Raw genomic sequence first — 14,382 nt, forward strand, 5'->3', positions numbered from 1 at the left:
TTCGCCCGGTCGGCGGTTTGCTCGGGCGGCGGTTTGCTCGGGCACCGGTCTGCCGCGGTCGCCGGCCTACTTCGGTCGCCGGCCACCTTCGCGCCGGCGCCGGGCCGCCGTCGGCGCGCTCGCGGCCGGATCCGCCGGGCAGGCGAAGCGGGCCCACGTCGGTCTGGTGGTGGTGAGGCCCAGGACGGCCGCCGCCTGCACTGCTCAGCGGACGCCCCGGGGGCCCGGCGTGGTCCGTGGCCGGTCGGCGTCCTGCCGGCTCAGATCAAGCGCAGCACCGTGGCCAGCCACACGTCGTCGTGACGTTCGAGGCGCAGCGCCATCGCCCACGCCCGGTCGCCGATGACCAGCACCGCCGCGGCTTCCACCGCTCCGGGCCGGGGCTCGCAGAGGCTCACCTTGACGACGGCCGCGGGGGCCGGGCGCCGCGACCGGGGATGCCGTTCGGTCCCGTGGCGAGTCGCCGTTTTCCGCCGGGCCTCGGCGACTCTGTGCGCGGCTGTTACGCCCTGCGCCACCACGGCGGCCGCTTCCCGGGGCTGGGCGAGTCTGCGGAGGTGCGCTGCCGGTCGGTAGCCGTTCACCACCTCGACGCACAAACCGATGAACCGGCGGACGGCCAGGCGCGCGTCCGGGGACACGCCCGTCGAGGACGCGGCGGCCGCCGCCCCCGGCCGGGTGGGAGCGGCGGGTCCCGCGGGCGCCTGACGGGCCGGGGGCCGACGAGCGGTGGGCGTGGCCAAGGCCGGGGCCGGCGTCGTGGTCGGGGCCGTCGGCAGGAGGCGGGCCAGGTCGAAGGCGAGTTGGTGTGGCGAGGACCAGGAATCCGGCTCGCGCTCGTCGTCGTACGGCGGGTCGCTGTGGGGCGCCCGCCGGAGCCTGATAGCGGGTTTCGTGTCCTGCCGAGTCATCTGCGCCGTCGACACACCGCACCTCGATCCTTGCGTTTGCCTTCGTTTGCCTACGACTAGAAGTGTCTAGAGGGCGCGCTCCACCGTCAATGCCAGGTTCGAGTCCTGTGGATAACGCGAGGGGGAAGCCGGGAGCGGAACGTCAGGGCAGGTCGGCGTCCCGCTCGTTGAGCGGGTTGTCCCGCACCCATGAAGCGGTCTCCGCGTACTTCTGCTGGATGTACTCCTCCAGCTTCGCCCGCTCCACCCGCCACTGTCCTCGCCCGCCGATCTTGATCGCGGGCAGTTCGCCGCTGCGGACCATGTGGTAGACCTGCGAGTCGGACACGTTCAGCTCCGCCGCCACGTCCGACAGCAGCATGAACCTGGCCTCCACGGCTCCTCCGCTCGCAATCCCGGCTCGATTCCTCGGATAGCCTCAGTTTGCCATCGTTTGGCCGATGGCAACCGGCCAGCCCTCTCCCTGTGGATCGTGCCTGCTACTCCTGGGGGTCGGCCGAGGACACGGCCCGGCCCGGCAGCGGGCTGGAGTACACCACGCTTGTCGTCACCGAGCCCAGACCCGAGATCCGGCCGGTGACCTCCTCGAGATGCCGCATCGACCGGCACAGCACCTTGAGCACGAAGCAGTCCTCGCCGGTCACGTGGTGCGCCTCGATGATCTCCGGGGTGGTGTCCAGCAGCGCGTGGAACGGCTTGTAGTTACCGGTCGGGTAGCGGAGCCGGACGAAGGCCATCACGGTGAGCCCCACCCGCTCCGGATCGATCCGCGCCCGGTAGCCGGCGATCACGCCGGTCTCCTCCAGCCGGCGTACCCGCTCCGCGACAGCGCTCGGCGACATCGCCACCGCGCGGGCGAGGTCGGCGTAACTGGCACGGCCGTTTCGCTGCAGCTCCGCGAGAAGCCGCCAATCCGTACGGTCCAAAGCGCTGTCAACGGCCACATCGGGAAACTACCGGGGATTCCACGGCGGCAACGTCGATCGTCCGTGGTTGTTTTCTGGAGCCGCCGCTTGATCGTTCGTAGCGTCGTGGCCATGCGTACTCCCGAGGAAGTCTTCGCCGAGCGCCTGGCCACGCAGACCGACGTCGCCGACGTCCGCGATGCCGAGCCCGGCGCCTTCGTCCTGGTCGACTCCCGGTCCCGGCAGGCCTGGGACCAGGGGCACATCCCCGGCGCCGTTCACCTGCCCACCGCCGACATCCCGCTGCGCGCCGCCGAGCTGGTCGACCGTGGGATCCCGGTCGTCACGTACTGCTGGGGGCCCGGCTGCAACGGCGCGACCCGCGCGGCGCTGGCGTTCGCGCGGCTCGGGTACGAGGTCAAGGAGATGCTGGGCGGCGTCGAGTACTGGATCCGGGAGGGTTTCGCGTTGCGGACCCCGGAGGGCGACGTGGCCCTGCCGCCCGACCCCCTGGTCGCCCCCGCCGGCGCCGCCTGTGGATGTTGACCCCCAGGACGGACACGACCTGTGGAAAAGCCTTCCGGTAGCGTGCGCGGCGGTGTACTACAGGGACGGTCGAGTCGCCGGGGGGATTGCTAGTGCCGATCACCGATCTGGTCCGGGTTTACGTGCCCGCCACCGTGCCGATGCTGGCGGCGCTCAAGTCGTCGGGGCAGCTGGGCGACGTCCCGGTGGTCGCGCACGCGGTCACGCCCGCGCTGCGGGAGTGGTACGCCGAGGGCGACGAGGAGGAACTGGAGTACGTCGCCTTCACCCGTGCCGCCCAGGCCGCCCTGCAGCTGTTGCGCCACGATCCGGCGGCCCCGCGGCGGCGGGTGGTGGTCTCCGCCGACGTGGCGTCGACCGCGCTGGTCCGCGAGGACGTCGAGCTCGGGTCGAGCACCGTGCGGCTGCCGCAGCCCCTCTCCCTCAAGGAGGTGGCGTCGATCCACGTGGACGGGGCCGACGCCGCCGAGCAGGTCGCGGCGGCCGCGGACGTGGTGGAGGAGGCGCTGGCGGGTGACCCGGACGCCCAGTTCACGGTCGACGGGGCCGAGGACCACGAGCTCGAGTGGTACGCGGTCAGCGAGCTCGACGACCTGACCTGACTGCCCGGTCAGTCGTCCTTGGCCGTGGCCGCCACGGCGGGGTCGTCCTCGCGCGCGGCCTTCTCGATCTCGTCCGGGTCGGCCGGCGTCGCCGCACGGGCCGGCGCCTCGGGCGCGGGGTCCGCCGGCGTGGGGGAGTCTACGGCGGGGGTGCCCAGCGTCCGACCGACCGCGACCATGGCCGTGAACGCGCCCACGAACAGCACGATCAGCCCGTTGTTGAGCCGGGAGCCACTGAGCATCTGCTGCACGGTCAGTTCGAGCGGGCTGACCTTCCCGGCGAGCTCCAGCACCCGCGATCCCGCCGTACGCGTCAGGACCTCGCCGGCAATCAGCAGCAGGCCCGGTCCGGCGCCCGCGAGGGCGAACAGGGGCCACCGGAGGTCCGCGTCGCTGCGGTGCCGGGCCCGGCGCAGGAAGCGGTAGGCGACGAGGCCGGCCGCCAGGCCGCCGAGCGCGCCCTGCGCGAAGCCGAAGTAGCCCGCCGCGTCGGCCTGCGACGCCGAGGTGTCGCCGGCGCCGAAGACGGGGAGCAGGTCGTCCTGCAGGAAGGTGAGCACCACGCCGACCAGGAACACCGCGACCGCGCCCCAGCAGACGGCGGCCATCACGCGCGGGTAGCGGAAGCCGGCCAGCGCGCCGCCGATCGTGGCCGCCGCGGCGACCGTGCCGCCGACGACCGCGTAGATCCAGCCCTCGGTGTTGATCGTGATGATCGAGACGGCGCCGAGCAGGCCCACGACGAGACCGGCGCCGGTAGCGATGAGGAAGCGAATCGTGGCCCCGGGCTCGCGCCCGCCGCGGGCGACGAACGCCATGACGGCGAGGGCGACGGCCGCGCCAGCGACCAGGCTCGCGGAGACGGCGCCGGGCAACGCGTACGCGGTGGAGGTGACCTCCATCTCGGCGTCCGTGCGGCCGGTGATCGTGGCCCGGGCCGACCACAGCATCGCGGCGGCCCAGAGGACGCCCACCAGGGCCAGGAGCAGGCCACGGGAGGTCGCCCGATCCGGCCCCTGATGCGCCGTTCCGGCCGCCCTGACCTCGCTGTCCGCCTCACTCATGGCCTTCAGCGTACGCGGGCCCACCGACGCTTTCCGACCCCCGGGGAGGGCCTCGCGCGCATGCGAGGATGGACCCGACACACGATGTCGCACAAGCCGAACCCACGAGGTCGAGGAGTACGTGATGGACGCCCAGTTTTCCGTGCCGGTGCCACGGAACGAGCCCGTACGCGCCTATGCGCCCGGCAGCCCCGAGCGGGCCTCGCTGCAGGCGCGCGTGGAGTCCCTGGCCGCCGAGCGGCTGGAGCTGACCAACACGATCGACGGCGTGCAGCGGATGGCCGGCGGCGAGCGGATCGACGTCGTCCAGCCGCACAAGCGGCACCACGTGCTGGGCGTCACCGGCAACTCCACGCACGAGGACGCCGCGGCCGCCGTGGCCGCCGCCAAGCGGGCCGCTCCGGCGTGGCGGGCGCTGCCGTACAGCGAGCGGGCCGCCGTGTTCCTGCGCGCCGCCGAGATGCTGGCGGGCGGCTGGCGGGACACCCTGAACGCCGCCACGGTGCTGGGGCAGTCGAAGTCGGCGTACCAGGCGGAGATCGACTCGGCCTGCGAGCTGATCGACTTCCTGCGCTTCAACGTCGGCTTCGGCGAACAGATCCTGGCCGAGCAGCCGCAGTCGTCGCCCGGCATCTGGAACAGGTTCGACCACCGGCCGCTCGAGGGCTTCGTGTACGCGATCACCCCGTTCAACTTCACCGCGATCGCCGGCAACCTGCCCTCCGCGCCCGCGCTGATGGGCAACACGGTGGTCTGGAAGCCGTCGCCGACGCAGCAGTTCTCGGCGCACTTCACGATGCGGCTGTTCGAGGCGGCCGGCCTGCCGCCCGGCGTCATCAACATGGTCACCGGCGACGGGCTCGCGGTCTCCGACGTGGTGCTCGCCGACCCCGACCTGGCCGGCATCCACTTCACCGGGTCCACGGCCACCTTCCGGCACCTGTGGCGCGAGGTCGGCTCGAACATCGACCGCTACCGGTCGTACCCACGGCTGGTGGGGGAGACCGGCGGCAAGGACTTCGTCTTCGCGCATCCCAGCGCCGACGTGGACGCGCTGCACACGGCGCTGGTCCGCGGAGCGTACGAATATCAGGGCCAGAAGTGCTCGGCGGCCTCGCGGGCGTACGTGCCGCGCGGCATCTGGGAGGGCGGCCTGCGCGACCGACTCGCCGCGACCGTCGCCTCGATCCACTACGGCGACGTCACGGACCTGTCGGTCTTCGGCGGCGCGGTGATCGACGGCCGCGCGTTCGCCAAGCACGCGGCGGCGCTGGACCGGATCAAGAACAGCGCGGCGTGCACGGTGCTGGCCGGCGGTACGGCCGACGACGCCGAGGGCTGGTTCGTGGCGCCGACGCTGGTGGAGTCGAGCGACCCGGCCCACGAGATCTTCACGACCGAGTACTTCGGGCCGATCCTCGGCGTGCACGTCTACGAGGACGGCGACTTCGAGGGCGCGGTGGCACAGGCCGAGTCGGTCTCCCCGTACGCGCTGACGGGCTCGATCTTCGCCACCGACCGCTCGGTCGTGGACTGGGCGGCGACCGCCCTGCGCAATGCGGCCGGCAACTTCTACATCAACGACAAGCCGACCGGCGCAGTGGTGGGCCAGCAGCCCTTCGGCGGCGCGCGCGGCAGCGGCACGAACGACAAGGCCGGCTCGGCGCTGAACCTGCTGCGGTGGGTGTCGCCGCGGACCATCAAGGAGACGTTCGAGCCGCCGACGTCCTGGCAGTATCCCCACATGGGCTGATTGTCCGGTTCGCGGGTCGTCGTCTTTTCTTCAGACTTTTTCCGGGGAAGAAAGGGCGGCGATCCGCGCCGTTTATGAGCGTTCCGGACTTCGAGCGCCGTCTGACCGTTTTCGCGCTCCATTTTACCGCGCGAGACCCGTCCTCAAGGGCGAAACGCCCGGTCGCGACCCTCGTGGTCGGACTGTCTGTGCGGGACAGTCGTTTGTGGAGACGCAAATTGGACGGATCGGGCGAAATCCTGGACGCCGGAGCAACAAAGTGGCAGCTTAGAAGGCATGCCCGACTCTCAGATCAACCCTACGGCTGCCGCTCTGCTCGGCCTGCTCCACGATGGGCCGATGACCGGCGGACAGCTCATGGCGGCCGCAGAACGCCGTCTCGGGCCCTACTGGTCGATGACGCGGAGCCAGGTCTACCGCGAATTGCCGGTTCTCGCCGAGATGGGATATGTCCGCCTCGGAAAGCCGGGACCACGGTCCAGCCAGCCCTATGCCATCACCGCCGCCGGCAAGCGTGCCTTCAGCCGGTGGCTCACCGAATCTCCCGGCCGCGACGCCATCCGTAATCCGGTCGCGCTGCGTGTCGCATTCGGTCAGCAGCACGCCGGTGGCCAGCTCAAGAACCTCTACACCGGCGCCAACGAGTTCCACTCGGAGGCCCTGGCCATGGCTCGCGAGCAGGCCAAGGAGGCCAAGAAGGCCGGCGACCAGTACGGCGCCGCCGCCCTCGAGTTCGCGGTCGCGTACCACAAGGCAGCCCTGAGCTGGCTCAAGACCGCACCGGCGGAGTAACGACGCATCATGGGCCGCCCGGCCTGCGTACGGGCCGGGCGGCGTATTCTTGACCGTCGTGAGTGCAGCCGACTTTCCTGACCAGCTCAAGGCCCTCGACGCCACCCTGCGCAACATCGAGAACGTGCTCGACCTCGACAAGCTGCGCCGGGACCGGGCGGAGCTCGAGGAGCAGGCCTCCGCCCCCGACCTGTGGGACGACCAGGCCCGCGCTCAGGACGTCAACTCCCGGCTGTCGTACGTCTCGGGCGAGATCTCGAAGATGGAGAAGCTGCGGACGCGGCTCGACGACGCAACCCTGCTGCTCGAGATGGCGCAGGCCGAGGGGGACGCCGACTCGGTCGCCGAGGTCGGCGACGAGCTGGTGAAGCTTCACAAGGCCATCGAGGAGATGGAGGTGCGCACCCTCCTCTCCGGCGAGTACGACTCCCGCGAGGCGGTCGTGGCCATCCGGGCCGGCGCCGGTGGCGTGGACGCCGCCGACTTCGCCGAGATGCTCCTGCGGATGTACCTGCGCTGGGCGGAGCGGCACGGCTACCCGACCGAGGTGTACGAGACCTCGTACGCGGAGGAGGCCGGCCTCAAGTCGGCCACGTTCGCCGTGAAGGTCCCGTACGCGTTCGGCACGCTCAGCGTCGAGTCCGGCACCCACCGCCTGGTCCGGATCAGCCCGTTCGACAACCAGGGGCGGCGCCAGACGAGCTTCGCCGGCGTCGAGGTGATGCCGGTCGTCGAGCAGACCGACCACATCGACATCCCCGAGAACGAGCTCCGCGTGGACGTCTACCGTTCGTCGGGTCCTGGTGGACAGAGCGTTAACACCACGGACTCCGCGGTGCGCCTCACGCACATTCCGACGGGCATCGTCGTGACGTGTCAGAACGAGAAATCTCAGCTCCAGAACAAGGCCTCCGCGATGCGCGTGCTGCAGGCGCGACTGCTCGAGCGCAAGCGTCAGGAGGAGGAGGCGAAGCTCGCCGGCCTCAAGCAGGACACCACCGGATCGTGGGGCGACCAGATGCGCTCGTACGTCCTGCACCCGTACCAGATGGTCAAGGACCTGCGCACCGAGCAGGAGACGGGCAATCCGTCGTCGGTCTTCGACGGCGAGATCGACGACTTCATCGAGGCCGGCATCCGGTGGCGCAAGCAGACGCAGATGGCGGCCGGCTGAGCCGGCGGCCCGGCCGACACGCCGTCTGAACGAAGAGTCAGGCGGCGTTCACGGCCCGTGTCGGAACGCCCCGGCGGCGGCCGACATCGTGCAAAAGACGGCGACCGCCGGGCTTGGCGATTTCGTTACACCGCGTAGACTCTCCACCCGTGATTCAGCTCGAGAACGTGACGAAGACGTATCCGAAGGCGTCTCGGCCGTCGTTGGACGATGTCAGCGTCGGTATCGAGAAGGGTGAGTTCGTCTTCTTCATCGGCCCCTCCGGTTCCGGCAAGTCGACGATCATCAAGCTCCTGCTGCACGAGGTCGCCCCCTCGCGCGGCAAGGTGGTGGTGAACTCCAAGGACGTCACCACGATGCGGTCGTGGAAGATCCCGCACTTCCGCCGCTCGATCGGCTGCGTGTTCCAGGACTTCCGCCTCCTGCCCAACCGCACCGCGTACGAGAACGTGGCGTTCGCGCTCGAGGTCATCGGCAAGACCAAGGCGGTCGCCCGCCGGGTCGTGCCCGAGGTGCTCGAGCTCGTCGGCCTCGGCGGCAAGGAGCACCGCTACCCGCACGAGCTCTCCGGTGGTGAGCAGCAGCGCGTCGCGGTGGCCCGGGCCTTCGTGAACCGGCCGCTGATCCTCCTGGCCGACGAGCCCACGGGCAACCTCGACCCGGACACCTCCATCGAGATCATGCGCCTGCTCGACCGGATCAACCGGACCGGCACGACGGTCGTGATGGTCACGCACGACTCCAACATCGTCAACCAGATGCGCCGCCGGGTCATCGAGATCGAGAGCGGGCGGATCGTCCGCGACCAGGCCCGCGGTGTGTACGGCTGAACCAACCGGGCCGCGCCCGCTCATCTTGCAGTCCTGATCTACGAACGCGGAGTCCCGGAAGGAACCCCCGATGCGTTTCAAGTACGTCCTCAACGAGGTGCTGGTCGGCCTGTGGCGCAACGTCACGATGACCATCGCCATGATCATCACCATGTCGGTGTCGCTGACCATGCTCGGCGCCAGCGTGCTGATGTACATGCAGGTCGACCAGATGAAGAACTACTACTACGGGGAGATCGAGGTCTCGATCTTCCTGCGTGAGGACGTCACCGAGGCCCAGCGCAGCGCGATCAACCAGGCGATCGACCAGAGCCCCCTGGTGCAGCAGAAGACCTACGAGAGCCGCGAGGACGCCTGGAAGAAGTTCCAGGTGCTCTGGGCGGACTCGCCGGACTTCGTCAAGTCGGTCGGGCCGGACAGCCTGCCGGAGTCGTTCCGCGTCAAGCTCAAGGACCCGGAGCAGTACCAGGCCTTCGCCGACCAGATCAAGACCCAGCAGGGCATCCAGGACATCGTCGACCAGCGCGAGCTGCTCGAGAAGGTCTTCAAGATCTTCAACGCGATCCAGGTGATGGCCTTGGTGGTGGCGGCCTTCATGGCCCTGGCGGCGCTGATGCTCGTCGGTAACACCATCCAGGTGGCCGCGTACAGCAAGCGCCGCGAGGTCGCGGTCATGAAACTCGTCGGCGCGTCCAACTGGTTCATCCAGGCGCCGTTCGTGCTCGAGGCGGTGGTCGCCGGCCTGATCGGCGCGATCCTCGGCTTCGTGTTCATCTTCGTCAGCAAGGTGGTGCTGCTCGACGGCCGCCTGCAGGCGCTGACGAACGTGCTGACGCCGATCCCCGACGGCAACGTCTGGCTGATGCTGCCACTGCTCGCCGCGGTCGGTGCCGGCGTCAGTGCGATCACCGCGTGGATCACCCTCCGGTTCTACCTGAAGGTCTGAACGAGCCGTTTCGCCCATCGCCGCGCCCTCCCGTACGGGAAGGCGCGGCGATGGCCGTTCTGGGGGATTTCGGCGATTAGTGACGTTACGTCAGGGTACGGTGACTCTTCGTGGAGTCCTATCGTCGTCGACATCGCCGGTTCCGTACCGCGCTGACCGCTGGCCTGAGCGTGCTCTGCGCCGCCGGCCTCGCGCTCGCCGCCCCCGGGTCCGCGTACGCCGACCCCAGCGCCGCCGACGCCAAGAAGGCGAGCCGGGCGGTGGACCGGGCGGAGGCGATCCTCGAGGACGCCACCGTGACGGCCCGCAACGCCGCCCGGCGCCTGGAGGCGGCCACCGCTGCCCTCCCGGCGGCTCAGACCAAGGTCGCCAAGACCCGCGGTGTGGTCGCCGCCGCGTCCGTGCAGGCGGCCACCGCCCGGCGCAAGGCCGACGCGGCCCGGGCGGCGTACGAGCAGACCGCGTCGAGCTTCCAGCTGGCCCAGGGCCGGGTCGACCAGGCGCACGACCGGGTCAACGAGATCGCCGCCGCCTCGTACAAGGGCGGCAACTTCGCCACCGTCAACGTGCTCGTCGGCGCGCGCGGCCCGCAGGACGCCATGGACCGGCTCGGCCTCATCGACCAGGTGATGCGCTCGCAGCAGGAGGACGTCGACGAGCTCATGGTGGCCCGCCGGGAGGCCCGCGTCGAACAGGACCGGGCCGGCCTGGCCAAGCAGGCCGCCGAGGACGCCGAACGCGAGGCCGCGGACAAGCTCAAGGCGGCGCGCGACGCGCAGGCGGCTGCCCAGCGCGCCCGCGCCGCCGTCATCGAGCTCGCGCAGAGCCGCAAGGCAGCCCTGCGCGTCGCCCGCTCCCAACGCGCCGCCGTCCTGGCCAAGTACGAGCAGGCCAAGGCCGAGGAGGCGCGCATCCAGGACGCGCTGCGCGGCTGGGCGCACAAGAACGGCGGCGGCCGCTACGCCGGCGGCGTCCTGCTCATGCCGGTGCACGGATGGAAGACGAGCGACTTCGGCTCCCGGTACGACCCGTACTACCACGTGTGGCAGCTGCACGCCGGAACCGACATAGCCGCGCCCGGGGGCACACCGATCCACGCGGCGGCGAGCGGTCGCGTCATCCAGGCCGGCTGGAACGGCGGGTACGGCAACTACACCTGCATCGTCCACGGCAAGAAGCAGGGCCGCAGCTTCTCCACCTGCTACGGCCACCAGTCCAAGATCCTGGTCCACGACGGCGAGTACGTCCGCCGCGGCGAGGTCATCGGCAGAGTCGGCACGACGGGCGCCTCCACCGGGTACCACCTGCACTTCGAGACGCGCTTCGACGGCGTACCGAAGAATCCGCTGAGCTATCTGCCCGGCTGTCTCTGCTGACCGGAGCGCTAGGATGGAAAGGTCCGGCCGAACGGCCGGGCCTTTTGTCTGTAAGGAGCCCGGACATGCCGCGCGAACAGGGGCGCAAGGTCGTGGCCTCGAACCGCAAGGCGCGGCACGACTACACCATCCTCGACACGTACGAGGCGGGCATGGCGCTGACCGGCACCGAGGTCAAGTCGCTGCGCGCCGGACGGGCCTCGCTGGTCGACGCGTTCGGCCACGAGAACCACGGCGAGATCTTCCTGCACGGCATGCACATCCCCGAGTACACCCAGGGCACCTGGACCAACCACGAACCCCGCCGGGTCCGCAAGCTGCTCCTCAAACGCGAGGAGATCCACAAGCTGATGGGCAAGCTGCGCGACGACGGCGTCACCCTCGTGCCGCTGCAGGTCTACTTCCACAACGGGTACGCGAAGGTCGAGCTCGGGCTGGCCAAGGGCAAGAAGGCGTACGACAAGCGGCAGGACCTCGCCGCGCGCGACGCCAACAAGGAAATCCAGCGCGCGATGGGCCGCCGCAGCAAAGGCATGGACTGACCTGTAACCTCGCCGGGCCCCCTGCTGTCTCGCGCGAAGGACCCGCCGTTGCCCGGCAAGCACTCCACAGGACAACTCGGCCTGCCCCGCTACTCCTTCATCGCGGCGGCCGCGACCCTGCTCGTGATTCTGGTCGCCTGGGTCGCCGTCCGGGCCGCCGGCCCCAGCGAGCACCCGAAGGCTCCCGTGCTGGTCGTGCCCCCGTCGACGCCGGTGGTCGAGGCCGGAGCGGTGCTGCCGGCCACGACCCCCGCCTCGCCTTCGGCCTCGGCCTCGCCTTCGGCCAGTGCATCACCCTCGCGTACGCCCTCAGCGAGCCCGACGCCGTCCCCGTCCCGCACGTCGGCCAAGCCGTCGGCCCGCGCCACCACCAAACCGGCGCCCGTACGTACCACCACCCCACCGCCGGCCGCCGCATCCTTCACCGCCCGCTACCAGACCGGCGCCACCTGGGACCGCGGCCTCATCGCCGGCGTCCAGGTCACCAACACGGGCGCAGCCCCCGGCACCTGGCGGGTGACGATCAGCTACGACTCCCGCGCCGGCATCCGCGTCACCAACGTCTGGAACGCCCAGGTCAGCGGCGGCGGCAACACCTGGACCTTCACCGGCGGCCCGCTCGCCCCGGGCGCCGGCATGAGCTTCGGCTTCCAGGCCACCAAACAGACCCGCGGCACCGTACGCCCCACCGCCTGCGCCATCGGCGGCACGCCGTGCAGCGGGGCCTGATACCGGAATGAATCCCGGGAGCGGACGCGTTAGGCTTACATAGCTGGCGCAGAAGCGGCAGCCCTACGAGGGGGTGACTGGTTTCGACTTCGTACGTGGAGACAGGGGAAGCGAGCCGAGGAAGCCGACGTCGTCTCGAGAATCGGTCGTCGGAAACCAATAAGCGCCAAGGATAACTCCCGCGCTGACTTCGCTCTTGCCGCCTGAGGTAAGTAGCAAGTCTGTCGGACTGAGCACACCTCCGGCTCAGATCTCCGGCATCAGCTAGGAGGTTGGCCAACCGGTCCCGGTCGCGGGGACCGCACGGCGAGATCAATCAGCGACTGGGCCCGTCACACCGACTCGCTCACATGATCGGTGGGGCCGAGTAGAGGCACAGTGAGCTGCGCTCGGAGAAGCCCTGACAAAACAACGAAGGACCCGGGTTCGATTCCCGGCACCTCCACCAGAGGGTTGTTACTTGAACCCATAGCGGCACCGCCCACCAGGGCGGTGCCGCTGTCGTCTCGGACGTAGGTGACCAGCGGAGACACCAGGTCGGCCAGTTCGTCGGCCGCCACGTACGGCCCCTGGTCGTCGGCGTCGAGGTAGAGCTTCGCGAAGAACGCCTGGTTGAGGACCCGTCGACCCCGCTCGCCGGCCCGGCGGTACAGCACTTCCGGGTCCGCCAGCAGGTCGAGCAGGTGGGCGACGGTACCCCGTGCGGCGTCGAAGCCCGGCGCCTGGTCGTCATCGGTCTGCCGTTGCAGACGGGCGCGCTCGTCTCGGACGTCCCTCAGCCGCGCCGCGATCTTGTCCTGCGGCCAGTCCGGGTCGCCCAACAGGTCGAGGAAGCGATCCTCCTTCACGCTCAGCTCTCGCAGCCGGGTTCTTACGCGCGCCTGCACCTCGGCTTGAGCTTCGTGGGAGCCGGTGACCACGTCGTCCATCAGAGCCGTGATCCTGGCCCCGAGGCCCGTGGGCAGAGCCACCGTGGCGTAGTTGTCGAGGACCGCAGACTCGACCTTGGCGATCGGCAGGTAGGGCAGGTCGCAGACGTGCTGCTGACGGCCCCGGCAGAAGTAGTAGAAGTGCAGGGCGCCGGTCTTGCTCTTGCCACGCATGACCATCAGCCGGCGCTTGCAGCGGGCGCACCAGACTGCGCCCTTGAGGTAGTGGTTGTGAGTCCGCTCGCGGACGCCGCCCGCGCGCCGCAGCTCCAAGGCCTGCTGCACCTGCTCGAACAGATCGGGCGTCACGAGTGGTTCGTGCCGACCCTGGAACTCCTGCCCTCGGTATTCGACCCGGCCGAGGTAATAGCGGTCGCGAAGCAGGTTGCCGAGCGAGTTGATCGAGATGGGCAAGCCAGTGGGGTAGCGGCGCGTCGGCTTGGTGCGTAGACCGGCGTCCGTGAGGGCTTCGATGAGCGCGTGGAAGCCGTAGCCCCCCGTGGCGTACAGCTCGAAGGCCATTCGGACCAGCGGGCCTCGGACTGGGTCGACGGCGACAGTCCGTACCTCGCGTCCCTCGAAGGTCTCGCGGACGTTGAGGTAGCCGATCGGTGCCCGGCCGACCGAGCCGCCGCGCATGATCTTCTGGCCCATCTTGTAAGCGATGTCGGCGCCGGACGCCCGAGACTGGTACTCATTGACGCCGTCGAGCACGGTCGCCACCAGGTCTCCGATGGCGTTGTCCTCGGTGTAGTCCATGACCGAGATCAGCGTGACGCCGGCCTTGCGTAGGTCCCGCTTGGTGATCGCGGCGTCGATGCTGTTGCGGTGCAGCCGCGAGCGGGCGTAGACGAGCACGTAGTCGATGCCCTGCTCGGCCTTGAGGCGGGCCATCATCTCCTGGAAGACCGGCCGCCGATCCGTCGAGGTCGCGGAGCGTCCCGGCTCCACGAACTCCGCGACGATGTCCGCGCCCAGCTCGCCGGCGCGGCGCTGGACGGCCGCTCGTTGTGCCGGGAGGGAGATGCCCTCGGGGTCGTAGTCGGTGTTGACCTGGCCGGCCGACGAGACCCGCAGGTAGGCGAAGGCCCGCTTGCGGTCGGTGCTCGTCGGCCGGTCGTGGCGGCGCGTGCTGGGCGCCATGTCGTCCTCCATCACTTGTCGTCGGTGCGCTTCTGTCGTTCTCGGGCTATGTCCTCGGCGATGAGGGCCAGAGCGCGGGCGAGGAGGTGTTCATCGACCCTCACCACGCGCCGCTCCCGCTTTCGGCGGCGGCCCGTCAC

At 70.1% G+C, this 14,382-nt stretch carries 14 protein-coding genes, 1 other RNA gene and 1 pseudogene; 11 read left to right on the top strand and 5 right to left on the bottom strand.

Going from position 1 to position 14,382, the window contains the following annotated elements:
* Positions 1-260 precede the first annotated feature (260 nt).
* The 3 genes from AB0K03_RS25185 to AB0K03_RS25195 all read right to left on the bottom strand — a co-directional run bounded on the left by AB0K03_RS25185 (position 261) and on the right by AB0K03_RS25195 (position 1,855).
* Complete coding sequence (locus AB0K03_RS25185; protein ID WP_364688963.1) at positions 261-926, bottom strand: Rv3235 family protein; 666 nt, start codon at positions 924-926, stop codon at positions 261-263.
* Positions 927-1,053: 127 nt separating this feature from the next.
* Positions 1,054-1,272: a helix-turn-helix domain-containing protein gene (locus tag AB0K03_RS25190; RefSeq protein ID WP_364689232.1), complete on the bottom strand. Its 219-nt coding sequence runs from the start codon at positions 1,270-1,272 to the stop codon at positions 1,054-1,056.
* A 118-nt stretch (positions 1,273-1,390) separates the two neighbouring features.
* Positions 1,391-1,855, bottom strand: coding sequence for an Lrp/AsnC family transcriptional regulator (locus tag AB0K03_RS25195; RefSeq protein WP_364688966.1), 465 nt, complete (start codon positions 1,853-1,855; stop codon positions 1,391-1,393).
* A 93-nt stretch (positions 1,856-1,948) separates the two neighbouring features.
* Between AB0K03_RS25195 and AB0K03_RS25200 the strand changes: the two genes are divergently transcribed.
* Together AB0K03_RS25200 and AB0K03_RS25205 are read left to right on the top strand one after the other, a co-directional pair.
* A complete protein-coding gene (locus tag AB0K03_RS25200) occupies positions 1,949-2,362 on the top strand; it encodes a rhodanese-like domain-containing protein (protein WP_364688969.1) in 414 nt (137 codons plus the stop codon).
* Positions 2,363-2,502: 140 nt separating this feature from the next.
* Positions 2,503-2,964 (top strand): DUF6912 family protein, encoded by a 462-nt coding sequence (locus AB0K03_RS25205; protein ID WP_364689235.1) that lies wholly within the window; start codon positions 2,503-2,505, stop codon positions 2,962-2,964.
* Between the two features lie 8 nt (positions 2,965-2,972).
* Here the strand turns inward: AB0K03_RS25205 and AB0K03_RS25210 are convergent, their stop codons facing one another.
* Positions 2,973-4,028, bottom strand: coding sequence for a hypothetical protein (locus AB0K03_RS25210; protein WP_364688972.1), 1,056 nt, complete (start codon positions 4,026-4,028; stop codon positions 2,973-2,975).
* 124 nt (positions 4,029-4,152) lie between these two features.
* Between AB0K03_RS25210 and pruA the strand changes: the two genes are divergently transcribed.
* From pruA to ssrA, 9 genes are all read left to right on the top strand, one after another.
* Positions 4,153-5,781, top strand: a complete 1,629-nt coding sequence (gene pruA / locus AB0K03_RS25215; protein WP_364688975.1) for an L-glutamate gamma-semialdehyde dehydrogenase — start codon at positions 4,153-4,155, stop codon at positions 5,779-5,781.
* A gap of 276 nt (positions 5,782-6,057) precedes the next feature.
* Positions 6,058-6,573: a PadR family transcriptional regulator gene (locus tag AB0K03_RS25220; protein WP_249609223.1), complete on the top strand. Its 516-nt coding sequence runs from the start codon at positions 6,058-6,060 to the stop codon at positions 6,571-6,573.
* Between the two features lie 58 nt (positions 6,574-6,631).
* A complete protein-coding gene (prfB, locus tag AB0K03_RS25225; RefSeq protein ID WP_364688978.1) occupies positions 6,632-7,747 on the top strand; it encodes a peptide chain release factor 2 in 1,116 nt (371 codons plus the stop codon).
* A gap of 149 nt (positions 7,748-7,896) precedes the next feature.
* Positions 7,897-8,577 (top strand): cell division ATP-binding protein FtsE, encoded by a 681-nt coding sequence (ftsE, locus tag AB0K03_RS25230; RefSeq protein WP_106128051.1) that lies wholly within the window; start codon positions 7,897-7,899, stop codon positions 8,575-8,577.
* A 70-nt stretch (positions 8,578-8,647) separates the two neighbouring features.
* A complete protein-coding gene (ftsX, locus tag AB0K03_RS25235; RefSeq protein ID WP_364688982.1) occupies positions 8,648-9,523 on the top strand; it encodes a permease-like cell division protein FtsX in 876 nt (291 codons plus the stop codon).
* A 110-nt stretch (positions 9,524-9,633) separates the two neighbouring features.
* On the top strand, positions 9,634-10,899 hold the full coding sequence (locus AB0K03_RS25240; RefSeq protein ID WP_364688985.1) for a M23 family metallopeptidase: 1,266 nt from the start codon (positions 9,634-9,636) through the stop codon (positions 10,897-10,899).
* A 65-nt stretch (positions 10,900-10,964) separates the two neighbouring features.
* On the top strand, positions 10,965-11,441 hold the full coding sequence (gene smpB, locus AB0K03_RS25245; protein WP_364688988.1) for an SsrA-binding protein SmpB: 477 nt from the start codon (positions 10,965-10,967) through the stop codon (positions 11,439-11,441).
* Between the two features lie 48 nt (positions 11,442-11,489).
* A complete protein-coding gene (locus AB0K03_RS25250) occupies positions 11,490-12,170 on the top strand; it encodes a cellulose binding domain-containing protein (RefSeq protein ID WP_364688991.1) in 681 nt (226 codons plus the stop codon).
* A gap of 69 nt (positions 12,171-12,239) precedes the next feature.
* Positions 12,240-12,618, top strand: a transfer-messenger RNA (tmRNA) gene (ssrA, locus tag AB0K03_RS25255).
* 592 nt (positions 12,619-13,210) lie between these two features.
* Here the strand turns inward: ssrA and AB0K03_RS25260 are convergent.
* Positions 13,211-14,254: pseudogene (locus tag AB0K03_RS25260) on the bottom strand (recombinase family protein); the annotation flags it as partial.
* Between the last annotated feature and the right edge of the window lie 128 nt (positions 14,255-14,382).

The organism is Actinoplanes sp. NPDC049316 (assembly GCF_040677315.1).
GTDB lineage: Bacteria > Actinomycetota > Actinomycetes > Mycobacteriales > Micromonosporaceae > Actinoplanes.

Bases quoted from the DNA above. Each gene is read 5' to 3' on its own strand.
- AB0K03_RS25190 (WP_364689232.1), bottom strand. From the start codon at position 1,272: ATGCTGCTGTCGGACGTGGCGGCGGAGCTGAACGTGTCCGACTCGCAG.
- AB0K03_RS25200 (WP_364688969.1), top strand. From the start codon at position 1,949: ATGCGTACTCCCGAGGAAGTCTTCGCCGAGCGCCTGGCCACGCAGACC.
- AB0K03_RS25205 (WP_364689235.1), top strand. From the start codon at position 2,503: ATGCTGGCGGCGCTCAAGTCGTCGGGGCAGCTGGGCGACGTCCCGGTG.
- AB0K03_RS25210 (WP_364688972.1), bottom strand. From the start codon at position 4,028: ATGAGTGAGGCGGACAGCGAGGTCAGGGCGGCCGGAACGGCGCATCAG.
- pruA (WP_364688975.1), top strand. From the start codon at position 4,153: ATGGACGCCCAGTTTTCCGTGCCGGTGCCACGGAACGAGCCCGTACGC.
- AB0K03_RS25220 (WP_249609223.1), top strand. From the start codon at position 6,058: ATGCCCGACTCTCAGATCAACCCTACGGCTGCCGCTCTGCTCGGCCTG.
- ftsX (WP_364688982.1), top strand. From the start codon at position 8,648: ATGCGTTTCAAGTACGTCCTCAACGAGGTGCTGGTCGGCCTGTGGCGC.
- smpB (WP_364688988.1), top strand. From the start codon at position 10,965: ATGCCGCGCGAACAGGGGCGCAAGGTCGTGGCCTCGAACCGCAAGGCG.